The organism is Streptococcus cuniculi, from assembly GCF_004570575.1.
In the GTDB taxonomy this organism is placed as follows: domain Bacteria; phylum Bacillota; class Bacilli; order Lactobacillales; family Streptococcaceae; genus Streptococcus; species Streptococcus cuniculi_A.
Genome location: NZ_SPPD01000003.1, coordinates 35646 through 53349, shown reverse-complemented (window position 1 = coordinate 53349; position 17704 = coordinate 35646). Strand labels below are relative to the sequence as shown.

Genomic DNA, 17704 nt, shown 5'->3' with positions numbered 1-17704 from the left:
TACAAAAGATACAAAAATTAGAGAAATTACCCAACATCCTAGTTTTAGAGGATTTGGACACTTATTATTCCCGCTTCAGCTGGTCTTTCATCCTGAGGAGACTGTCCAAGATGTGACTGATTCAAATCATTTTATCTGGTACTCAAACCTGAAAACCGAGACTAGTTTAGAGGTTTTGAATAACTTACTCGAGCATGCTCAGAAAAATGATCAAGCCTTTTTCCACATTTATGATGAGGACGAAATGGTGAAGGATCCAAGTAAGAGAGAGACAGGGCTATTCTTCTTCAAAGGAAATGAGAATGAGAAATTTGCTCTTGTCAATGCTGGTGGAGGCTTTCATTATGTTGCGGCCTTGCATGATAGCTTCCCCCAAGCTTTAGCTCTAAGTCAAAGAGGTTACAATGCCTTTGCTCTGATCTATCGGTCTAAGAAAGCCTATGAAGATATAGCACAAGCTTTGGATTACCTATATAGTCATGCCGGTGAGTTAAAGATTGCACCAAACCAGTATTCACTCTGGGGTGGTTCTGCTGGAGCTAGGATGGCCATTCGTTTAGGTAACAAAAGAGAATTACAACGTTTAACAAGGACATCCATAGAGCCAGCCAGCATGGTTGTTAGTCAATATACAGGTTACTCATCTGTTTCTAGAGATGATGCACCGACTTATGCCAATTGTGGTACTAATGACTGGATTGCCAATTGGCAGGTGATGGAAAATCGACTGAAGAACTTGAAAAGAATCGGAATTGACAGCCGGTTTCAAGTCTATAAAGGTTTGAGGCATGGCTTTGGTATTGGAAAAGAAACGGTAGCAGAGGGGTGGATTGATGACGCCATTTCCTTCTGGGAAAAACAAATCAACAAATAGAAATTGGAGAAAAAATATGAGATTAACAATTATTGGTGCAGCAGGACAAATTCCGGGATTTCTTATCCCACGGGTATTAGAAGAAACCGATTTTAAATTGACACTAGCGGGACGAAAGGTCAGTCAACGTTTGTCTTATCAGGATGACCGAATTCGCTATGTGGATGGGGATATGTCCCGTCTTGATAATGTCCGACAGGCTTTAGAGGATGCAGATGTTGTCTTTGTCAATGAAGCATCGCCAGCCTTGTTAGAGCCAACCATTGCCGTCATGAAGGAAAAGGGTATCAGACGCCTCATTGTAGCTGGAGTTCTCGGTGTCTATGATGAGGTCGTCGGAGACTTTGGTCGATGGAATGAAGCCATGATTGGTGCTTATTCTCTAACAAATAATCGGGTCATCGGTGCTAAGTTAGTGGATGAGTCAGATTTGGATTATACCTACCTTCGTATGACTTGGCTCTATAATCAGGAAGGCAATCGCTCCTACAAGTTGATTCCGCAAGGAGAACCCTATAAAGGTGCTCAAGTCACCCGCCAAGCAGTTGCCCAATATGTCATGGACTTATTGCAAGCTCCAAGTCGTGACTTGGGTGTGAGCGTTGGAATCGTGGAGCCAGGAAGTGAAGCTCTAGCGAAACCAGTTTTTTACTAAGAAAGTGTGAATCTATGAAAAAAGAATCATTTGGGATCATCTTACCCATTACCCTATTAGCTTATTTTTTGATCTTAATGGATAATTCCATTATCTTTACCAGCTCTGTTCAGATTGGTGAGAGTCTAAATCTAACAGATACGAGCCTGGCTTGGGTATCGAATGCCTATACGATTACCTTCGGTGGCTTTTTGCTCCTATCTGGTCGCTTGTCTGATTTGTTGGGTCGTAAGCGAATTTTTCAAATTGGTCTAGCTATATTTGGACTGAGTTCCTTGGTGATTGGCCTTGCCCAAAATGCATCTATGATGATTTTGGCACGTGCTATTCAAGGAATTGGAAGTTCTATTATCGCGCCAACAACCCTTGCCTTAATGATGGATACTTATACGGGTGAGATGCGAACAAAAGCTATTTCCTACTATGGTGCGACGGCTGGAATTGGATCAAGTGTTGGTCTCTTGATTGGTGGTGGCCTAACCAGTTTTGTATCCTGGCGAGCAGGCTTTCTAATCAATGTCCCTTTGACCTTGCTCTTGATGTATCTGACTCATCGCCATGTAGTTGCTAAGGCTGGACACCAAGAGAAAATAGATTACTTGGGGAGTTTATTGTCAGTTGCAGGTTTAGCGAGTCTGATCTATGGTTTGGACGGTGAGATTTACCCCCTTGCCTTTGTTATCGCTGGTTTTCTTATTTTGATTGGCTTTTATTTCTATGAAAAAGGACAAAAACTACCTATTATGCCACTAGACTTATTCAAAAATAAAGTTCGTTTTGGTGCCTATCTTGTCAGAGCTCTATTCATGATGGCTATGTTGCCCTATTGGTTCCTATTGCCACAGGTATTACAGGCTGAGTACGGTTTTTCTGCCTTGGGGTCTGGTTTTGCCTTTCTGCCCTTGACCATCACAACCTTCCTTACTGCTCTTCAGCTCCCCAAACTGACTAAGCGATTTGGTAATAATCGTATTTTACTCATTGGAGAGATCGCTTTGTCACTTGGTCTTCTCTGGGCTAGTTTCTCACCTTTATCCTTTGGTTATGTGCAGACAGTTGCCTTGCCAATGCTGGTGATTGGTGTTGGGCAAGCAATGGTCGTTGCACCTGTAACGGCAGCGGGCATCTATCAAGCACCTGATGACTTGGCAGGTTCAGCTAGTGGTTTGACAAATGCTATGCACCAAATTGGAGGACCGATTGGCTTATCTGTTATTATGGCTATGACATCGAATTTCTATGTCAGTCTTGGTTGGATGGCAGGTTTTAGCCTAGTCGCTTTGCTTTTTGTCCTTATCTTTATTTATCAATTTGGAAAAAATCCCTAGGAGGTGTCTATGAGAAAAAGCTTTATTTTATTGGTAAGTGTCCTAGTCTTAGCTGCTTGCTCCGTTCAAAATAACAATACTACAAGTAGTAGTGTATCAACCTCATCTTCATCTGTTCTTCCAAGCGGGAAAATGGACCAAAGTCAGATTGCAACACCGCAAGTTGGTCTCTCAGATGAAGAGTGGAATAATAGTCGTGGGACAGTCTCGGATGGAGAAGATACCAATTCTGACCAAGAACCAACTCGAATTTTGTCAGATGAGGCCGATAGTCTGATTGTCTATTTTTCACGGTCAGGCTCTACTGAGTTACTGGCTAGCAAGATTCAGGCACTTTCTGGTGCAGATGTGATTGAATTGATTGCCAAAGAAACGTATAGTTCTGATTATGGTGAAACGGTACAACGGGCCAATCAGGAACGAAATGTCGAAAACACTCCTGAATTGGAAGTAGAGATGCCAGATTTATCTCAATATCAATCCATCTATATCGGATATCCCATTTGGGGCATGACCATGGCAGAGCCCGTTGCAACCTTTATCGAAACCTACGCCAAAGAACTTGATGGAAAAACGATTATTCCATTTTCGACAAATGGAGGCTATGGACTAGGATCAAGTATCGATTATATCGAAACTATTTTGGATGAAAACCAGGTTACCGCTCGTATTGAGCCTGCTTTTGCAGTCGAAGGAAATAAGGTCAATCAGGCTGATTCAGACTTGATGACGTGGTATAACAATTTAAACAAATAGAAAGAGGAAACTGTTATGAAAAGACGACAGATGATTTTTGGAATTGGTGTGGTAGCAATACTTGTCGCCCTATTTACATGGAACTTCTCAAGAGGACGACAATCAACATCGACAAGTCAGAGTCAATCAACGACAAGTTCTCAAACGACAACAGCATCAACCAGCCTACAAACCGACAGCGATTTATCAGGTGATAATGATGTGCTGGTTGTTTATTTCTCAAGAACGGAAGGTGTTTGGAATGGACCACTGGAAATCGGTCATACAAAAGTCATTGCGGATTACATTACCAATGCAACTAATGCAGACCAGTACGAAATTATCCCAGCAGTTGCTTATCCTGAGGAGTATGAGGCACCCGCTGATCAGGCGCGTGAAGAACAAGAGGCAGATGCACGACCAGCCATTGCCAATGAGCTTCCAGACATTTCAGGTTACGAAACCATTTTTATTGGAGCGCCAGTTTGGTGGAGCGAGTACCCAATGATTGTACGGACCTTCTTGGATGCTGAAGCAGAGAGACTAGCAGATAAAACTCTTGTCCCATTCACGACCCATCTTGGTTCTGGTTTGGGCAATACCCAACGTCAATTGGAGAGTCAGTTCCCAAATGCAACCGTTCTAGACGGCTTTACAGTTCGCGGAGAAGATAAAACTGTGCAGAATGCAGAAGGTGACATTACCGCTTGGTTGAATGAAATTGGAGTCACAAAATAATGCTAAAACAACAACCAAAAGCACTCTATTTGACTTGGACGGCAATATTGGTCGCCCTACCTCTGCCACTGATCATTTTGCTCAATACTAGTTTGCTTGACACAAATTTAAATCTCTTTTTATATGATTTAGGCTTGATCGCTTATGTCTGGTGGCTGGCCATTGTTTATCTGTCAACTCGACCGCAGTGGTTGGATCGCTTGATTGGACTTCCAGCTATGTACTTTGTTCATGGGATGCTGGGGTGTCTTAGCTCTTCTAGCAATCTTTTTTCACCAACAATTTTTATTTTCCATGCATACAGAAATTCGTCTGACAGGCGAATGGGCTTGGTATTTAGCTGTTTTTGGAATTGCCTATGCCAGCTTTTTCATGTCAGGTTGGTTGGTTGATCGGATGCCTGTGGCGAAACGCTTGAAAGATCGTTTGCAAATCTTTTTCAAACACGAGCTTTCAGTTTGGATTCACCGCTTGCATTTTGTCATGATTGGCTTAGTCTGGCTACATGTTCACTTCATCAATCGTATTGCCATTTTGACGCCATTTATGATCCTGTTTGATCTTTACACGGTTTACTTTTTGGCTTGCTATGTTTGGCAAAAGTATATTGTGGATTTTGGTAGTCTAGTCCAAGGTGAACTCATTGCAAGCACCAGCTTGTCACCAACGGTACAAGAATTACAAATCAAAGTTCCCAAAGACCATCATTATCAAGCAGGGGATTTTTACTTTATGCGCTTTAAAGATATAAGAATCAGCAATGAGAAACACCCTTTTTCCGTTGCCTCTGCTCCTAGTAAAGACGGTAATATCTTAACATTTATCATTCAAGGACTGGGAGAGTTTACGAAGAAAGTGACGAATTTACCAATTGGCACACAGGTTGAGCTGGAAGGTCCCTTTGGTCGATTCGGTTCCATTGTCGAAGAAAGCTCTGTGAAACGGCCTATTATTCTTTACGGACTAGGCACAGGTATTGCCCCTTTAAAAAGTATAGCCGACGAATACAGTGGTAAACGCTCGGTCCATATCATTTGGAGCGGGAAAAATGAGCAAGAGATGTATTATCAAGAATACTTCGAAACCTTAACCCAAGAAAATCAGTTGACCAGTTATCACGGAAAAGCTCATCGCTTTACCAAGGAAGAATTAGGAGAAATTCTATCTGCCAAGGAAATGAGACAGGGATTATTCTTTATTGTTGGTGGTGCACAAACACTCTTAAAAGTTGAAAAAACGCTCATTACCTTAGGTATTTCTAAAAATAGAATTCATGATGAGCGCTTAACTATGTAGGATGTAAAGGAGGAACGATGAAAAGAACTCTTATTGTTTCATTAACAGGCTTGCTATTAGTCGTTCTAGGGACGATTCTTTATCTAAACTTTGAAAGCAATGAAGCCAACAATTCAACAGAGTTGATAAGCCAAAATGTGTCAAGTTCTTCTCGCACTAACTCGCTTTCTAAGGAACAGGGAAGTAGAATTGACGGTATGACCTATACAACGACTTATGATGGCAAAGAGTATAACAAGGAAGCACTTGTCTATGTGCCTAATTCGTATGAGACAGGCAAACCAATGAATATCCTTTATCTCATGTACGGATCAGGCATGTCTGCTGAGCAAGTAGCGGCAGACGTCAAACCACTGCTAGATAACTGGATTGCAAATGGAGATATTGAGCCACTGCTGGTTGTATTTCCGACTTATTATCCAGATCGAAGTTTTGTTGTGTCGAATTATTCAGCCGATTATCCTTTAAATCATTACTTTGCAGAGACTGAAGTTTTAGAGGTTTTGAAGACGGTTGAAAGTCAATACACGACCTTTGCTGAGACAGCCGATGAAACTGGTTTTACAGCAAGTCGTTCTCGTAGAGCTTTCGGTGGCTATTCTATGGGCGGTATCACGACATGGGATGTACTGGTTGAACAGAGTGATAAATTTTTCTACTACATGCCGATGGCAGGCGATAGCTGGATTGGACAAGTTACTGGTAGAAACAGCGATGAAGCTATTGCTGAAACCTTGGTCGGTGGTCTACAAGAAAATAACTACGGCAGAATGATTTCCAAATAATAGCGATGGTAGGTGGAAGTGATGGAACAAAATACAACATGATTCCACAGATTGAAGCCCTCCGTAGCAATCATAGCGATCTGATAACAGACGATAACCTCATTTATTGGGAAAATAGCGGTGGCGGACATAATCAGGGATCATTTGAATTAGAAATTCAACATGGGCTGACTTACCTTTTTCAAGAATAAGAGAAAGTGAGGAACAAATGACATTTCCAGATTTGAAAACCATTCCTAAACACTATTTCAAACCTAGCGATAGACCAGGTACCTTAGAAATCCTTAAATATCCAACTTTTGAATCTTTTTCTTACACGACAAACGCCCCAATTCCAATTGAAAAAGAAGCCGTCATTTATCTTCCTTATGGCTATTCAGTCCTGCAAAAATATCCAGTGGTTTATCTTAGTCATGGTGGTTGGTCCAATGAACGCACAACCATGGGAAGCCCACATTCTCCCAATGCCTTCAAACACATTGTGGATCACGCGATTGCAAATGGAGAAATTGCTCCAGTCATCATTGTTAATCTCACATACAACAATACCAGTCCACAAGATTCTAGCGATTTTGATTTAGCCATTCAGCTAACAAGTCGCTATTATCGAGAACTGACCAATGATTTGATACCCACTGTTGAGAGTAAGTACAGTACCTACGCAGCATCAACCAGCCCAGCAGATTTGATAGCCTCGCGTCAATTTCGTGCCTTCAGCGGTTTTTCAATGGGTTCTGTCAATACCTGGCGAACCTTTGAAAATGCCTTAGATTACTTTTATTATTTCAATCCTATGAGTGGAAATGTTGGAACACCAGCTAAAGAATTCGCAAATATAGTTAAAGAGAAACAAAAAGACTTCTTCATTTATGCTGCTAGTGGCACAGATGATTTTGCCTACACCGCCTTTAAAGAGCAAGTCCTCTCTCTTGCCAGGAAAGTCCCATCTATCTTTAAGATGGAAGAAAATGTCATTTTCCGTGAAAGACAGGGAGGGAGGCATGATTACCAAGCGGTCTGTGATTATACCTACAATGCATTAGTTAATATTTTTTAGGAAAGATAGAAATTAGTATTTGAAGTTATATAATTAGATTAGAATGTAATCGTTATATCTATTGATATTGTCACATTATGACAATATATAAAAATCCTAAAGAAAGTACACTATCCTTTTCATAGGAGTAGGTAATGTACAGACGATTGAGAAATTTAAGAGAGGATCATGATTACACTCAAAGATATGTTGCAGAAATTCTTTCGTTCTCTCATACAAACTATGCAAAAATAGAGCGTGGTGAAGTAACATTGACAGCAGAAATACTTATTGAGCTCTCAAATTTATACAACGTCAGTACAGATTACTTGCTAGGGCTTACAGACTTTCCTCAGCGAATAAAACATAATATAAAATAGTCCCTCCTGATTTGTTCATTGACAATTGAATAATACAAGGTGGGACTTTATTTATTTGTTGAGCAATAGAATAAAATGCGCCAAGATATGAGCGAAAATCATTTATTCAAAAATAGGACGGTAACCTATCTGCTAAGACGCAAATAAGGACAATGATACTTCTGAACGTTCAGGCTGCCAGCGAAAAAGGACAGCGGGTGAAATGCCCATGAATGATCTAACCAATCATACCCACGGAGGAAAAATTAATGACAGGAGTTGAGGTATGGAGACAGTAACATACAAAAATTTAATGAAAATTGGCTTTCCTGAACATACAGCAAGAAACATCATCAGGGAAGCGAAAAAAAATAGCAGTAAAAAAGTTTGAAGAAGCTCGCAAAGTTGACCATAATGCGGTACAATTAAGTAAATCGCCCTTTGACAATAGAAGACTTGGTATTGCTCCTAAAGATATTGTAGAAGAGTTAATCGGAATTTCACTCTCTGAAGAAAGTTTAGAAAGTGAGAATTAAAGATGGCTACAAAAAATCAAAAAAAGTACAAAGGTGTTTATTGTGATAAGAATGGTAAGATATTTTATCAAGCTGATCTTGGTGCTGATCCAGTAACGGGCAAACGAGTTCAAAAGAAAGCTAGAAAGAATCAGCATGGTAAGCCATTTAGTACAATGAAAGAAGCATACGATGAATTGGTACGAATTAGGTATGAGTTTAATAATAACCTTAGTGTTGAAAATTACAATATAACATTTGAAAGTTACATGAATACCATTTATCTAAAAGCTTATAAGCAAAAGGTTCAGTCTGTAACTTATAAAACCGCTTTACCACTTCATAAGTTATTTATCCAGTATTTTGGTTCTAAACCATTAAAAGGGATAACAGCAAGAGATTGTGAATCTTTTAGATTACATATCATTGAACATTACTCTGAAAATTATGCGAAGAATTTATGGTCACGATTTAAGGCTTGTATGGGTTATGCTGAGAGATTAGGATATATTTCATCAATGCCATGCAAGGCGTTAGATAATCCTAGAGGCAAGCACCCTGATACACCATTTTGGACTTATATTGAGTTTCAAAACTTTATTAAATCATTTGATTTGCAAGATTACGAAGAGTTACAAGGATTCACAACTATTTGGTTATATTATATAACAGGTGTTCGTGTGAGTGAAGGTTTGTCGTTATGTTGGGAAGATGTCGATTTTGAATATAAATTCTTGAAAGTTCATACAACCTTGGAAAAGGATGAAAATGGAAATTGGTATCGAAAAGACCAAACCAAAACACCTGCTGGAGAACGCCTCATTGAATTAGATGATGTGACAATATCAGTATTGGAAAATTGGCGAAAAAATCAGGTTGCCAATCAAGATACAGATTTCATCATTTCACGATTTGGTGAACCGTTTTGTAAATCAACTATCTGTCGAATTATCAAGAGAAAAGCTCAAGAAGTTGGAGTACCAGTGATAACAGGAAAAGGTTTACGACACAGTCATGCTTCCTATCTCATAAATGTTTTGCAGAAAGATATTTTATATGTAGCAAGACGAATGGGACATGCTGATAAATCTATAACCTTGAATACATATAGTCACTGGTTTAATGCATTAGATAAAACAGTATCAGATGAAATCACCCAAAATATGATTAGTGCAGGACTAGATTCAATTTTATGCCAAAATTCCTGCCAAAATCAGAATTAAGGCTAAAAAGCCTATTATACTGCCCACAGAGCAACGCATGCTATTGTTACTCTTAAATAATCGAGTATCCAATTTACTGGCGGAAGCCCAGTTGCCCAGCCTTCTCGTACCCAAAATATTTTGAAGGAATAGAGAAACAGGTTGGTTTCCAGCACATCCTGTGGCGGGATTTTTGCAGCATACCTATCAAAGGTAGACCTTCCGCGTCTACCTTTTTTGCGTGTGGTAGCTGATGAGTTGGGAGGGAGAATATGAGTATGCTCTTTTTAAGAGAAAAGATATAGTGAATGGAATAGAGGTTAGGATCTCGTTCAGTCGCTTTGATGAACGCCAGTTCTATCTGCAACTCCTTTCCTTCTCCTATTCCTTTCTCAATCCACTATATTATACAAGATATGAAAACGATTACAAAAAAGTTGAAAGGATTCTGAAATGTGATAGAGTAATTACGTAAACGTTTAACTAATAGAATCGAAAGGAGAAAAATGAGTGTTACAATAAAGGATATTGCCAAGCAAGCAGGTGTATCAATCGCTACTGTATCAAGGGTTTTGAATCACTTAGGAGGCTATAGTAGTGAAGTTGAACAAAAAATTTTAGAGATAGCAAATGAGCTAGGGTATCGCCGAAACGCAAATGCCATGAGTTTAGTGAGTAAGTCTACTAGAACAATTGGTATCATTATGCCGACTGTTGCAACTTCATATTATGGAAATATTGTAAGTGGTATTGAGGATGTCGCTCATCAAAATGGATATAGCGTAATTCTAAGTCATGCAGGTGTCTCGGGGAATCGATTGCACAATAGTCTCAATGTATTGTCAGAACGAAGGGTTGACGGAGTTCTGATATTTTCCCTCCCTTTTGATCAAGAGGATATCGATCGCATAAAAGCATTGGGGATACCTGTCATGTTGATATCAACAGAAGTTGAAGAAGGACAAATGCCCTATATAAAGGTTGATGATTACAAGGCTTCATACACGGCAGTTGAGTATTTCATTGGTTTAGGACATCGGAATATTGCAATTGTTGGTGCAAGTTCGACAGATCCAATTGCGGGTTTGCCTCGCATTAGAGGCTATCTTGATGCAATGAAAAATCATTCTTTGGAAGTACAGGATGACTGGATTTGTTACGGTGATTTTACATTTGAGGCTGGGCAAATGGGAATGAGGCAGTTGCTTCAAGCGCAAGAACAGGTTACTGCGATTTTTTGTGTGAGTGATGAAGTAGCACTAGGTGTTAATTCTATTTGTTATGAACATCATCTAGCGATTCCGGACGATGTGTCGATTATTGGTTATGATAATACTGTAGCTAGAATGGGAATCCCACCAATTACGACGATTGCCCAGCCATTTTATGAGATGGGGCAGCTGGGATGTAAAAGTTTAATACAATCTATTCAAACAAGCAGTAATATGGAATCGCAACTTATCCCTTTTAAATTGATTGAAAGGGCATCTGTTAAGGACAATCATCTGGGGAGGTAGTCCAAAACTCCCCAGAGATCTTACTTATATTTTTTTACGTATTTACGTAAACGTCTAACCAAGGAGGAACTTATCATGAAAATTGGTATAAAAAAGTAGCTGTTAGTTTACTAACCTTTATGACACCCTGTATTCTAGTCGGTTGTGGTAGTGCAAATGAAGCCCTAGCGACCAATGATAATGGAGATACGATCATTACGGTCGGTCAACAAACGCAACCAAATTCGAAATTACCTAAAGGAGATACTTATGAAAATAATGCGTATCGGAGATTGGTAAATGAAAAGTTAGGTGTAGAACTACAAAGTGCATTTGAGGCCACCGGCGATGACTATTCTCGACAAGTATCACTTGCCATTGCTTCAGGAGATATTCCAGATGTGATGACAGTCAGCCGGGATGAATTGGAAGAATTAGCAGAAAATGATTTGATAGCTGATTTATCTGAAGTCTATGAGAAATACGCTAGTAAAAATATAAAGTCGATCTATTCGTCATTTGATAATATTCAACTGGAAGCTGCTACGATTGATGGAAAACTAATGGCCTTGCCGGGAACAGCGAATGATTTTGGTCCCAATCTTGTTTGGATTCGTCAAGATTGGCTCGATAGACTTGGAATTGTTCTAGATAAAGACGGAAATCAAGCTATCACTCTAGAGGAACTAAAGTCAACGGCTAAAGCATTTAAAGAAAAAGATGCTGGCGGAACTGGTAAAACACAAGGTCTAGCCTTTGCTAGCTGGCTTTCATCGGATAGTCATGGAGGTTCTGCCTATACTGCATCTCCAATTTTTAATGCGTTTGACTCCTATCCGAAAATGTATTTTAAAAATGCATCTGGAACGATTGAGTATGGATCTACACAAATCAGACAAAAGATTCTTTAGCTTACCTTCAAAAATGTTTTAGTGAGGGCATACTCGACCCACAGTTTGGTACACGGACGTATGATGATATAAATGCCCTTACTTTAAATGGAGAGCTTGGGATTGTAACTGGTCCGTGGCATTTTCCAGATTGGAGTCTCGTGCAAGTCAGAACGGCCAATCCCAAAGCGATGTTTACTCCTTTTGCCATAGAAGATAGCAAGGGGAAAGTCAATAGCGTACAAAAAGCAGGAGTAGGAGGTTTTGTAGTCGTCCGAAAAGGTTTCCAAAAGCCAGAACTTATCGTGAAGATGTTAAACTTGATTTTTGATGAAGTGCCAAATTCATCCAATATGGAAGAAGAGTATCCTGAAATTTATGAATACGCAAAAGCAGCAGTTGATGGTTCAGTCCGCCCAATCAATATTGAAATGTTTCAGAATCTGAGCGAGATAGATGATGCAATGATTGCGTCAGATGCTGCGCAAGGTAATAGTGATATTTCTTCCGTTAGCAATTTTACGATTAAAAATAATGCAATGAAAATGAAGAACTTTATTGACAATGCATCAGCTTCTGATCCAACAGACTGGGCGGTTTATTCATCGCGCTTACTCGCAATCAATCATGTGATGAATGGCGTTCGGAACAATGGAAGTTATCGTGAAGTAAATCCTATCGCAATTTTTCAAAAAATAGATGCAACGGAGAGGAACGGTCCTCAAGTGACTAAACTGGAAGAAGAAACATTTATTAAATTTGTGACTGGTGAAAAATCCTTATATGAATTTGATACCTATGTAAAAGAATGGAATGAGCAAGGTGGACATGCAATTGTGAAAGAGATGGCAAGACTAGTGGGGAATTAGTGATAACCTCCAATACTCTTCAAAATCAACTTATGATGTCATGACCTGATTGTAGGTTAATGGAAACTTATTGGTGTGGTAGCTAGATTATTCACGGGACTAATCTAGCTATCCTAGTGAAAGGCTGGCAATAAAGCAGAGCGCTTCTGTTCGTTACTTATTTTGTTTAGGAGGTTTTGAAATCTTATATCTTGAATGATGAGGAGGAAATGTATGAAAAAAGCTCTATTTAATAGGTTCTCCAAGAACCAAATGTTTTATCTTGCTATGGTTATTCCGGGAATTGTATTCATTTTGATATTCTCCTATTTACCGATGTTTGGAATCGTAATGGCTTTTCAAGATTTTGTACCTGCCAAAGGATTTTTGAAATCAGAATTTGTGGGATTCGAGAATTTTACCTACCTATTTTCCTTACCAGACATTTGGAAAGTTACTGCTAATACTGTCTACATTGCAGTTGGGAAGATTCTTTTGAATACGATTATACCGATTGTTTTTGCCATATTGTTAAACGAAGTTAGATTGAAGTGGATGAAAAAAACGATGCAAACAATAATGTATCTTCCCTACTTTTTATCTTGGGTTATTTTGGCCTCAGTAGTTGTGAATCTGTTTAGCTTGGACGGAACTGTAAATCAGTTGCTACAGGCGATTGGTCTACAACCAGTTAATTTTTTAGGAAGTAACACAGTATTTCCTCAGTTACTCATTTGGACTGATGTTTGGAAGGGGTTTGGCTACAACTCAATCATCTTTTTAGCTTCGATTACTTCAATTGATCCCGGTCTATATGAATCGGCCACGATAGGTGGTGCTAGTTGGTTTCAAAAAGTTTGGCATGTTACCCTACCAGGAATGCTACCCTTTATCATTCTGATGACGATTTTAGCATTACCAAGTATCCTAAGTGCAGGCTTCGATCAAGTATATAATTTATACTCTCCTTCGGTTTATGAGAGTAGTGATGTCTTAGATACCTATATTTATCGAATTGGATTAGTTGGACGAGATTACAGCCTCGGTGCAGCTGTGGGATTGATTCGCTCAATTGTCGGCTTGTTTTTGATTGTGACGTCAAATAAGGTTGCTGAAAAAATGACCAATAGAGTTATGTTTTAGAAGGGAAATTGTTATGCGAGAAAGATGTAGTGCTCGTCAGTTCATCATTTATACCGTTTTGAGTTTTGATTATACTGACCTTATCCTGTTTGATTCCATTACTGAATGTCATCTCCTTATCCTTTAGTAGCTCCCAAGCAACAACTGCAAATCAAGTAGGTATTTTGCCAGTTGATGTCACGTTTGCTGCTTATGAAAAAATCATGAGTGATAGTCAGTTCTGGCGTTCTTTTGCAATATCTGTTTTTAGGGTAGTGGTGGCCCTTTTACTGAATTTATTCATGATTGTGACCCTTGCTTACCCCTTATCAAAGTCAACGAAAGTTTTTCATTCACGCAAATTTTTTATGAATATTCTTGTTTTTGCAATGCTATTTAGTGGAGGTATGATCCCAACTTATCTTGTTGTTAAGAGTTTGGGACTAGTAAATAGTATTTGGGCACTTATATTGCCGGGTGCCGTCCCAATAGGAAGTGTTATTTTAGTGATGAATTTCTTTAGAGGTGTTCCAAAATCGTTGGAGGAGTCGGCACTTTTGGATGGTGCCAATCCATTGCAGATTCTGGTTAAAATCTACATTCCTATTTCCCTGCCTTCGTTAGCAACGGTATCGTTGTTTAGTATCGTTGGTAGCTGGAATGATTTTTTCGGTGGATTAGTGTATATGACTAAAGTTGAGAAATATCCCTTAATGACCTATATTCAATCCCTAACGATTAACCTTTCGGAAACCTTACAAAATGCGAGTGGTCTATCTACAGAACAATTACAAGCATTGCTATCTGTATCAATCGAAATTTAAATGCAGCGAAGATTGTTGTGGCGATTATCCCACTGTTGTTTATTTATCCATTTTTACAAAGATACTTTGTTCAAGGTATCATAGTTGGTGCGGTTAAGGAGTAGAGAATGGAAGAGTTATTTCGTCTTGAAGGAACAGTGTATCAGATATTATCCAAAGTTCAAGCGTTGCTAGTGCTCAATTTTTGGTTAGTAGTGACGAGCATTCCCATTATTACACTTGGTGCTTCACAGGCTGCTGGTTTTTACGTATTGACCAAGATAATGGAGAGGAATGACTATCGGGTAAGCTCCAATTTTTGGCGAGCATTTGTCAAAAACGGACGACAATGTACGTACATTAGCTTTTTATTGCTTATTCTAGCAGGGTGTCTATTTGTAAATACTTATTACTTAACTTTTGTGAATCCGTCCATTATTATTTTAGCGAGTAGTTTTGTGCTACTGTTTTGCTGGCTTCACCTCTTTCAATTCGTTTTTTATTTTGTGCAAAGATATGAAGGAAGCGTAATAGAGCATATAAGGAATTCATTTAAAGTATATCTACAATTTCCGAAAGATGTTCTTTTCATCCATTTGAGTTATCTCATCATTTTATGTTTGTGGTTTGTTTCCCCCTACTGGAGTTTGTTTATCACGTTCTTTGGGTTATTTATTGGAAGCAGTGTTCATAGTTTTATTAGGTATTTAGTGATGAGGAAAATTAGTTCTAAAATTGAAGTAAGGAAGGAATGGTTATGACGACAGTTATTGTAGGTGAAAAGTATCGTATTTCTGTTTTAACTCCTAAGTTACTACGGTTAGAATACTCGGAAGATGCAACATTTGAGGATAGACGAACCCAGCTTGTTCAAAATAGACAGTTTGAAGACGTAGACTGTCATATTATTGACGAAGATAATCGATTGGAAATCCTTACTCCGTATGTACATTTGCGCTATAATAAGCAACGATTTGCTCCTGAAAACCTAACAATTGATGTCAAAAATCACTATACAGCATATGGTAACCGTTGGTGTTTTGGTGATAGAGTTGAGAATCTTAAGGGAACGTGTCGAACCTTGGATAATATTGATGGCTCTACCCAGCTTGACGACGGTATCCTTAGTAAAAATGGTTATGCAGTATTAGATGATTCAACTTCTTTTCTTTTTGATGAAAATGGAGAGATTGTTCCACGGTCAGGACAGAACCTTGATTACTATTTTTTTGGATACGGGAGAGACTACTATGAAGCATTGCATGATTATTATGTACTGACTGGTTTCACACCAAAACTCCCCCGCTATGCTCTAGGGAATTGGTGGAGTCGTTACTGGCCTTACTCGGAGGAGTCTTATCTGAATTTAATGGATCGATTTGCTGCGGAGAGAGTTCCTCTTTCTGTTAGCGTTCTTGATATGGACTGGCATATAGTTGATATACCAAAGCGTTTTGGAAGTGGTTGGACGGGATATTCTTGGAATCGCGAGTTGTTCCCTAACCCTAAGCGGTTCCTGACTAATTTACATAGTAGAGGGCTTGTAACTACCTTAAATGTGCATCAAGCAGATGGCATTCGAGCATATGAAGATTGTTATCCTAAAGTAGCCCAAAGACTGGGTCTGGATCAATTAGTGGAAGAGCCAGCGGTCTTTGACTTAACGGATTCCAAATTTAGAAACAGTTATTTTGAAGATGTTCATCACCCACTGGAAGAGGACGGTGTCAACTTTTGGTGGATTGATTGGCAGCAAGGAAGCCATGGATTCGTTGATCCATTGTGGTTATTGAATTATTACCATTTTTTAGATAGTAACAATGGTGCTTCCCCCTCCATTATTCTTTCAAGATATGCTGGACCTGGAAGTCATAGATACCCAGTCGGATTTTCAGGAGACACGATTATATCATGGGATTCTCTGAAGTTTCAACCGTACTTTACTAGCACATCTAGTAACATTGGTTATACTTGGTGGAGTCATGATATTGGCGGACATATGGCGGGGGTACATGATGAAGAGCTTGCACTTAGGTGGCTGCAATTTGGGATTTTTAGCCCTATCAACCGACTTCATAGCTCGAATAGTCTTTTTAATAGTAAAGAGCCTTGGGGGTATTCAGAAACTATAAAAAATTGTATGGTTAAATTTCTTCAATTACGCCATGCGCTTATTCCTTACCTAGATACAATGAATAGCAGGACCCATGAAAAAGGAATCCCCCTCATCTGTCCCCTGTATTACGAATATCCTAATATTGAAGAAAGCTATCACGCGCCAAATCAGTATTTTTTTGGGAGTCAGCTAATGATCTCTCCTATTACTGAGAAAGTAAGTCCCGTCTATAAAACCGCTGGAGTGAGTGTATGGTTTCCCGAGGGAGAATGGCATGATTGGTTTACTGGGAAACGATACGAGGGGAATCAAACCATTACTATTTTTAGGAAGGTAGAAGAAATTCCAGTCTTTGTCAGAGAAGGAGGAATTATTCCTCTGGATCATGAGAAAACAAGATTCGGTGTTTCTTATCCCAAACAGGTTGACTGGCACCTATTTCCTGGAGGACAAAACTCTTTTGTTTTAATAGAAGATGAAGAAGAGTATGGAAGGTTAGAAACAAAATTAACAGTTGATTGGGAAAAGCAAACCTATACTCTAACAATGACAGGAGACTGCGCACTGGTGCCTAGAGATAGGCAACATTGCCTCATTTTCTATCCTAGCAAACATAGTATAATGCTAGAGAATCAATCACAATCAGGCTTATTTAGTCAGCAAGAGGGATTGAAACCAAGCAGAGAAGAAGGCCAGCAGGAGTTATTTCAATTATTAAAAAGAGCAGAAATCAGCTATGATAAAAAAACGGAATTGTATCATAAGCTGTTGCACTGTTCCGATGTAAGAAGAGCGATGTTAGTCATTCAAGATGAAGAGAGGGCTCTACGATTGAGATTGGTAGAATGGATTGTAGTTTATTTGTAATGATGATAGGCGATAGATCGTATTTTCTTCAAAGGTATG

General features: G+C 39.1%; 17 protein-coding genes and 2 pseudogenes. All 19 read left to right on the top strand.

The window, feature by feature from the left end; genetic code table 11:
• Positions 1 to 112 precede the first annotated feature (112 nt).
• The 19 genes and pseudogenes from E4T82_RS03020 (at position 113) to E4T82_RS02940 (ending at position 17665) form a co-directional block, all read left to right on the top strand.
• Positions 113 to 874, top strand: a complete 762-nt coding sequence (locus tag E4T82_RS03020) for an alpha/beta hydrolase (protein ID WP_245167473.1) — start codon at positions 113 to 115, stop codon at positions 872 to 874.
• Between the two features lie 16 nt (positions 875 to 890).
• Positions 891 to 1529, top strand: coding sequence for an NAD(P)H-binding protein (locus tag E4T82_RS03015; RefSeq protein ID WP_135181420.1), 639 nt, complete (start codon positions 891 to 893; stop codon positions 1527 to 1529).
• A 14-nt stretch (positions 1530 to 1543) separates the two neighbouring features.
• On the top strand, positions 1544 to 2857 hold the full coding sequence (locus E4T82_RS03010; protein WP_135181419.1) for an MFS transporter: 1314 nt from the start codon (positions 1544 to 1546) through the stop codon (positions 2855 to 2857).
• A gap of 9 nt (positions 2858 to 2866) precedes the next feature.
• Positions 2867 to 3613 (top strand): flavodoxin family protein, encoded by a 747-nt coding sequence (locus E4T82_RS03005; RefSeq protein ID WP_135181418.1) that lies wholly within the window; start codon positions 2867 to 2869, stop codon positions 3611 to 3613.
• Positions 3614 to 3628: 15 nt separating this feature from the next.
• A complete protein-coding gene (locus E4T82_RS03000) occupies positions 3629 to 4330 on the top strand; it encodes a flavodoxin (RefSeq protein ID WP_135181417.1) in 702 nt (233 codons plus the stop codon).
• Positions 4331 to 4561: 231 nt separating this feature from the next.
• Positions 4562 to 5626: an FAD-binding oxidoreductase gene (locus E4T82_RS02995; RefSeq protein WP_245167471.1), complete on the top strand. Its 1065-nt coding sequence runs from the start codon at positions 4562 to 4564 to the stop codon at positions 5624 to 5626.
• A gap of 17 nt (positions 5627 to 5643) precedes the next feature.
• A complete protein-coding gene (locus E4T82_RS02990) occupies positions 5644 to 6411 on the top strand; it encodes an alpha/beta hydrolase (RefSeq protein WP_135181416.1) in 768 nt (255 codons plus the stop codon).
• Positions 6412 to 6416: 5 nt separating this feature from the next.
• On the top strand, positions 6417 to 6602 hold the full coding sequence (locus E4T82_RS12435) for a hypothetical protein (protein ID WP_167753548.1): 186 nt from the start codon (positions 6417 to 6419) through the stop codon (positions 6600 to 6602).
• A 17-nt stretch (positions 6603 to 6619) separates the two neighbouring features.
• Positions 6620 to 7468, top strand: coding sequence for an alpha/beta hydrolase (locus E4T82_RS02985; protein WP_135181415.1), 849 nt, complete (start codon positions 6620 to 6622; stop codon positions 7466 to 7468).
• A gap of 134 nt (positions 7469 to 7602) precedes the next feature.
• Complete coding sequence (locus E4T82_RS02980) at positions 7603 to 7827, top strand: helix-turn-helix domain-containing protein (RefSeq protein WP_042751162.1); 225 nt, start codon at positions 7603 to 7605, stop codon at positions 7825 to 7827.
• A 265-nt stretch (positions 7828 to 8092) separates the two neighbouring features.
• Positions 8093 to 8342: pseudogene (locus tag E4T82_RS02975) on the top strand (DUF3173 family protein).
• Between the two features lie 2 nt (positions 8343 to 8344).
• On the top strand, positions 8345 to 9544 hold the full coding sequence (locus tag E4T82_RS02970; protein ID WP_135181414.1) for a tyrosine-type recombinase/integrase: 1200 nt from the start codon (positions 8345 to 8347) through the stop codon (positions 9542 to 9544).
• Between the two features lie 485 nt (positions 9545 to 10029).
• Positions 10030 to 11040 carry a LacI family DNA-binding transcriptional regulator gene (locus tag E4T82_RS02965; RefSeq protein ID WP_135181413.1) on the top strand — a complete coding sequence of 337 codons (1011 nt, stop codon included), beginning with the start codon at positions 10030 to 10032 and terminating at the stop codon, positions 11038 to 11040.
• A gap of 119 nt (positions 11041 to 11159) precedes the next feature.
• On the top strand, positions 11160 to 11930 hold the full coding sequence (locus tag E4T82_RS12755; RefSeq protein WP_228065039.1) for an extracellular solute-binding protein: 771 nt from the start codon (positions 11160 to 11162) through the stop codon (positions 11928 to 11930).
• Between the two features lie 140 nt (positions 11931 to 12070).
• On the top strand, positions 12071 to 12778 hold the full coding sequence (locus E4T82_RS12750) for a hypothetical protein (RefSeq protein ID WP_228065038.1): 708 nt from the start codon (positions 12071 to 12073) through the stop codon (positions 12776 to 12778).
• A 213-nt stretch (positions 12779 to 12991) separates the two neighbouring features.
• On the top strand, positions 12992 to 13900 hold the full coding sequence (locus E4T82_RS02955) for an ABC transporter permease (protein ID WP_228065037.1): 909 nt from the start codon (positions 12992 to 12994) through the stop codon (positions 13898 to 13900).
• Positions 13901 to 13913: 13 nt separating this feature from the next.
• Positions 13914 to 14807 (top strand): annotated as a pseudogene (locus tag E4T82_RS02950) (carbohydrate ABC transporter permease).
• 3 nt (positions 14808 to 14810) lie between these two features.
• The gene (locus E4T82_RS02945) at positions 14811 to 15443 is read left to right on the top strand and encodes a DUF624 domain-containing protein (protein WP_135181412.1); all 633 of its coding nucleotides are present in this window, start codon (positions 14811 to 14813) and stop codon (positions 15441 to 15443) included.
• Positions 15440 to 17665, top strand: coding sequence for a glycoside hydrolase family 31 protein (locus E4T82_RS02940; protein WP_135181411.1), 2226 nt, complete (start codon positions 15440 to 15442; stop codon positions 17663 to 17665). The genes E4T82_RS02945 and E4T82_RS02940 overlap by 4 nt, the downstream gene beginning before the upstream one ends.
• Positions 17666 to 17704: the final 39 nt, after the last annotated feature.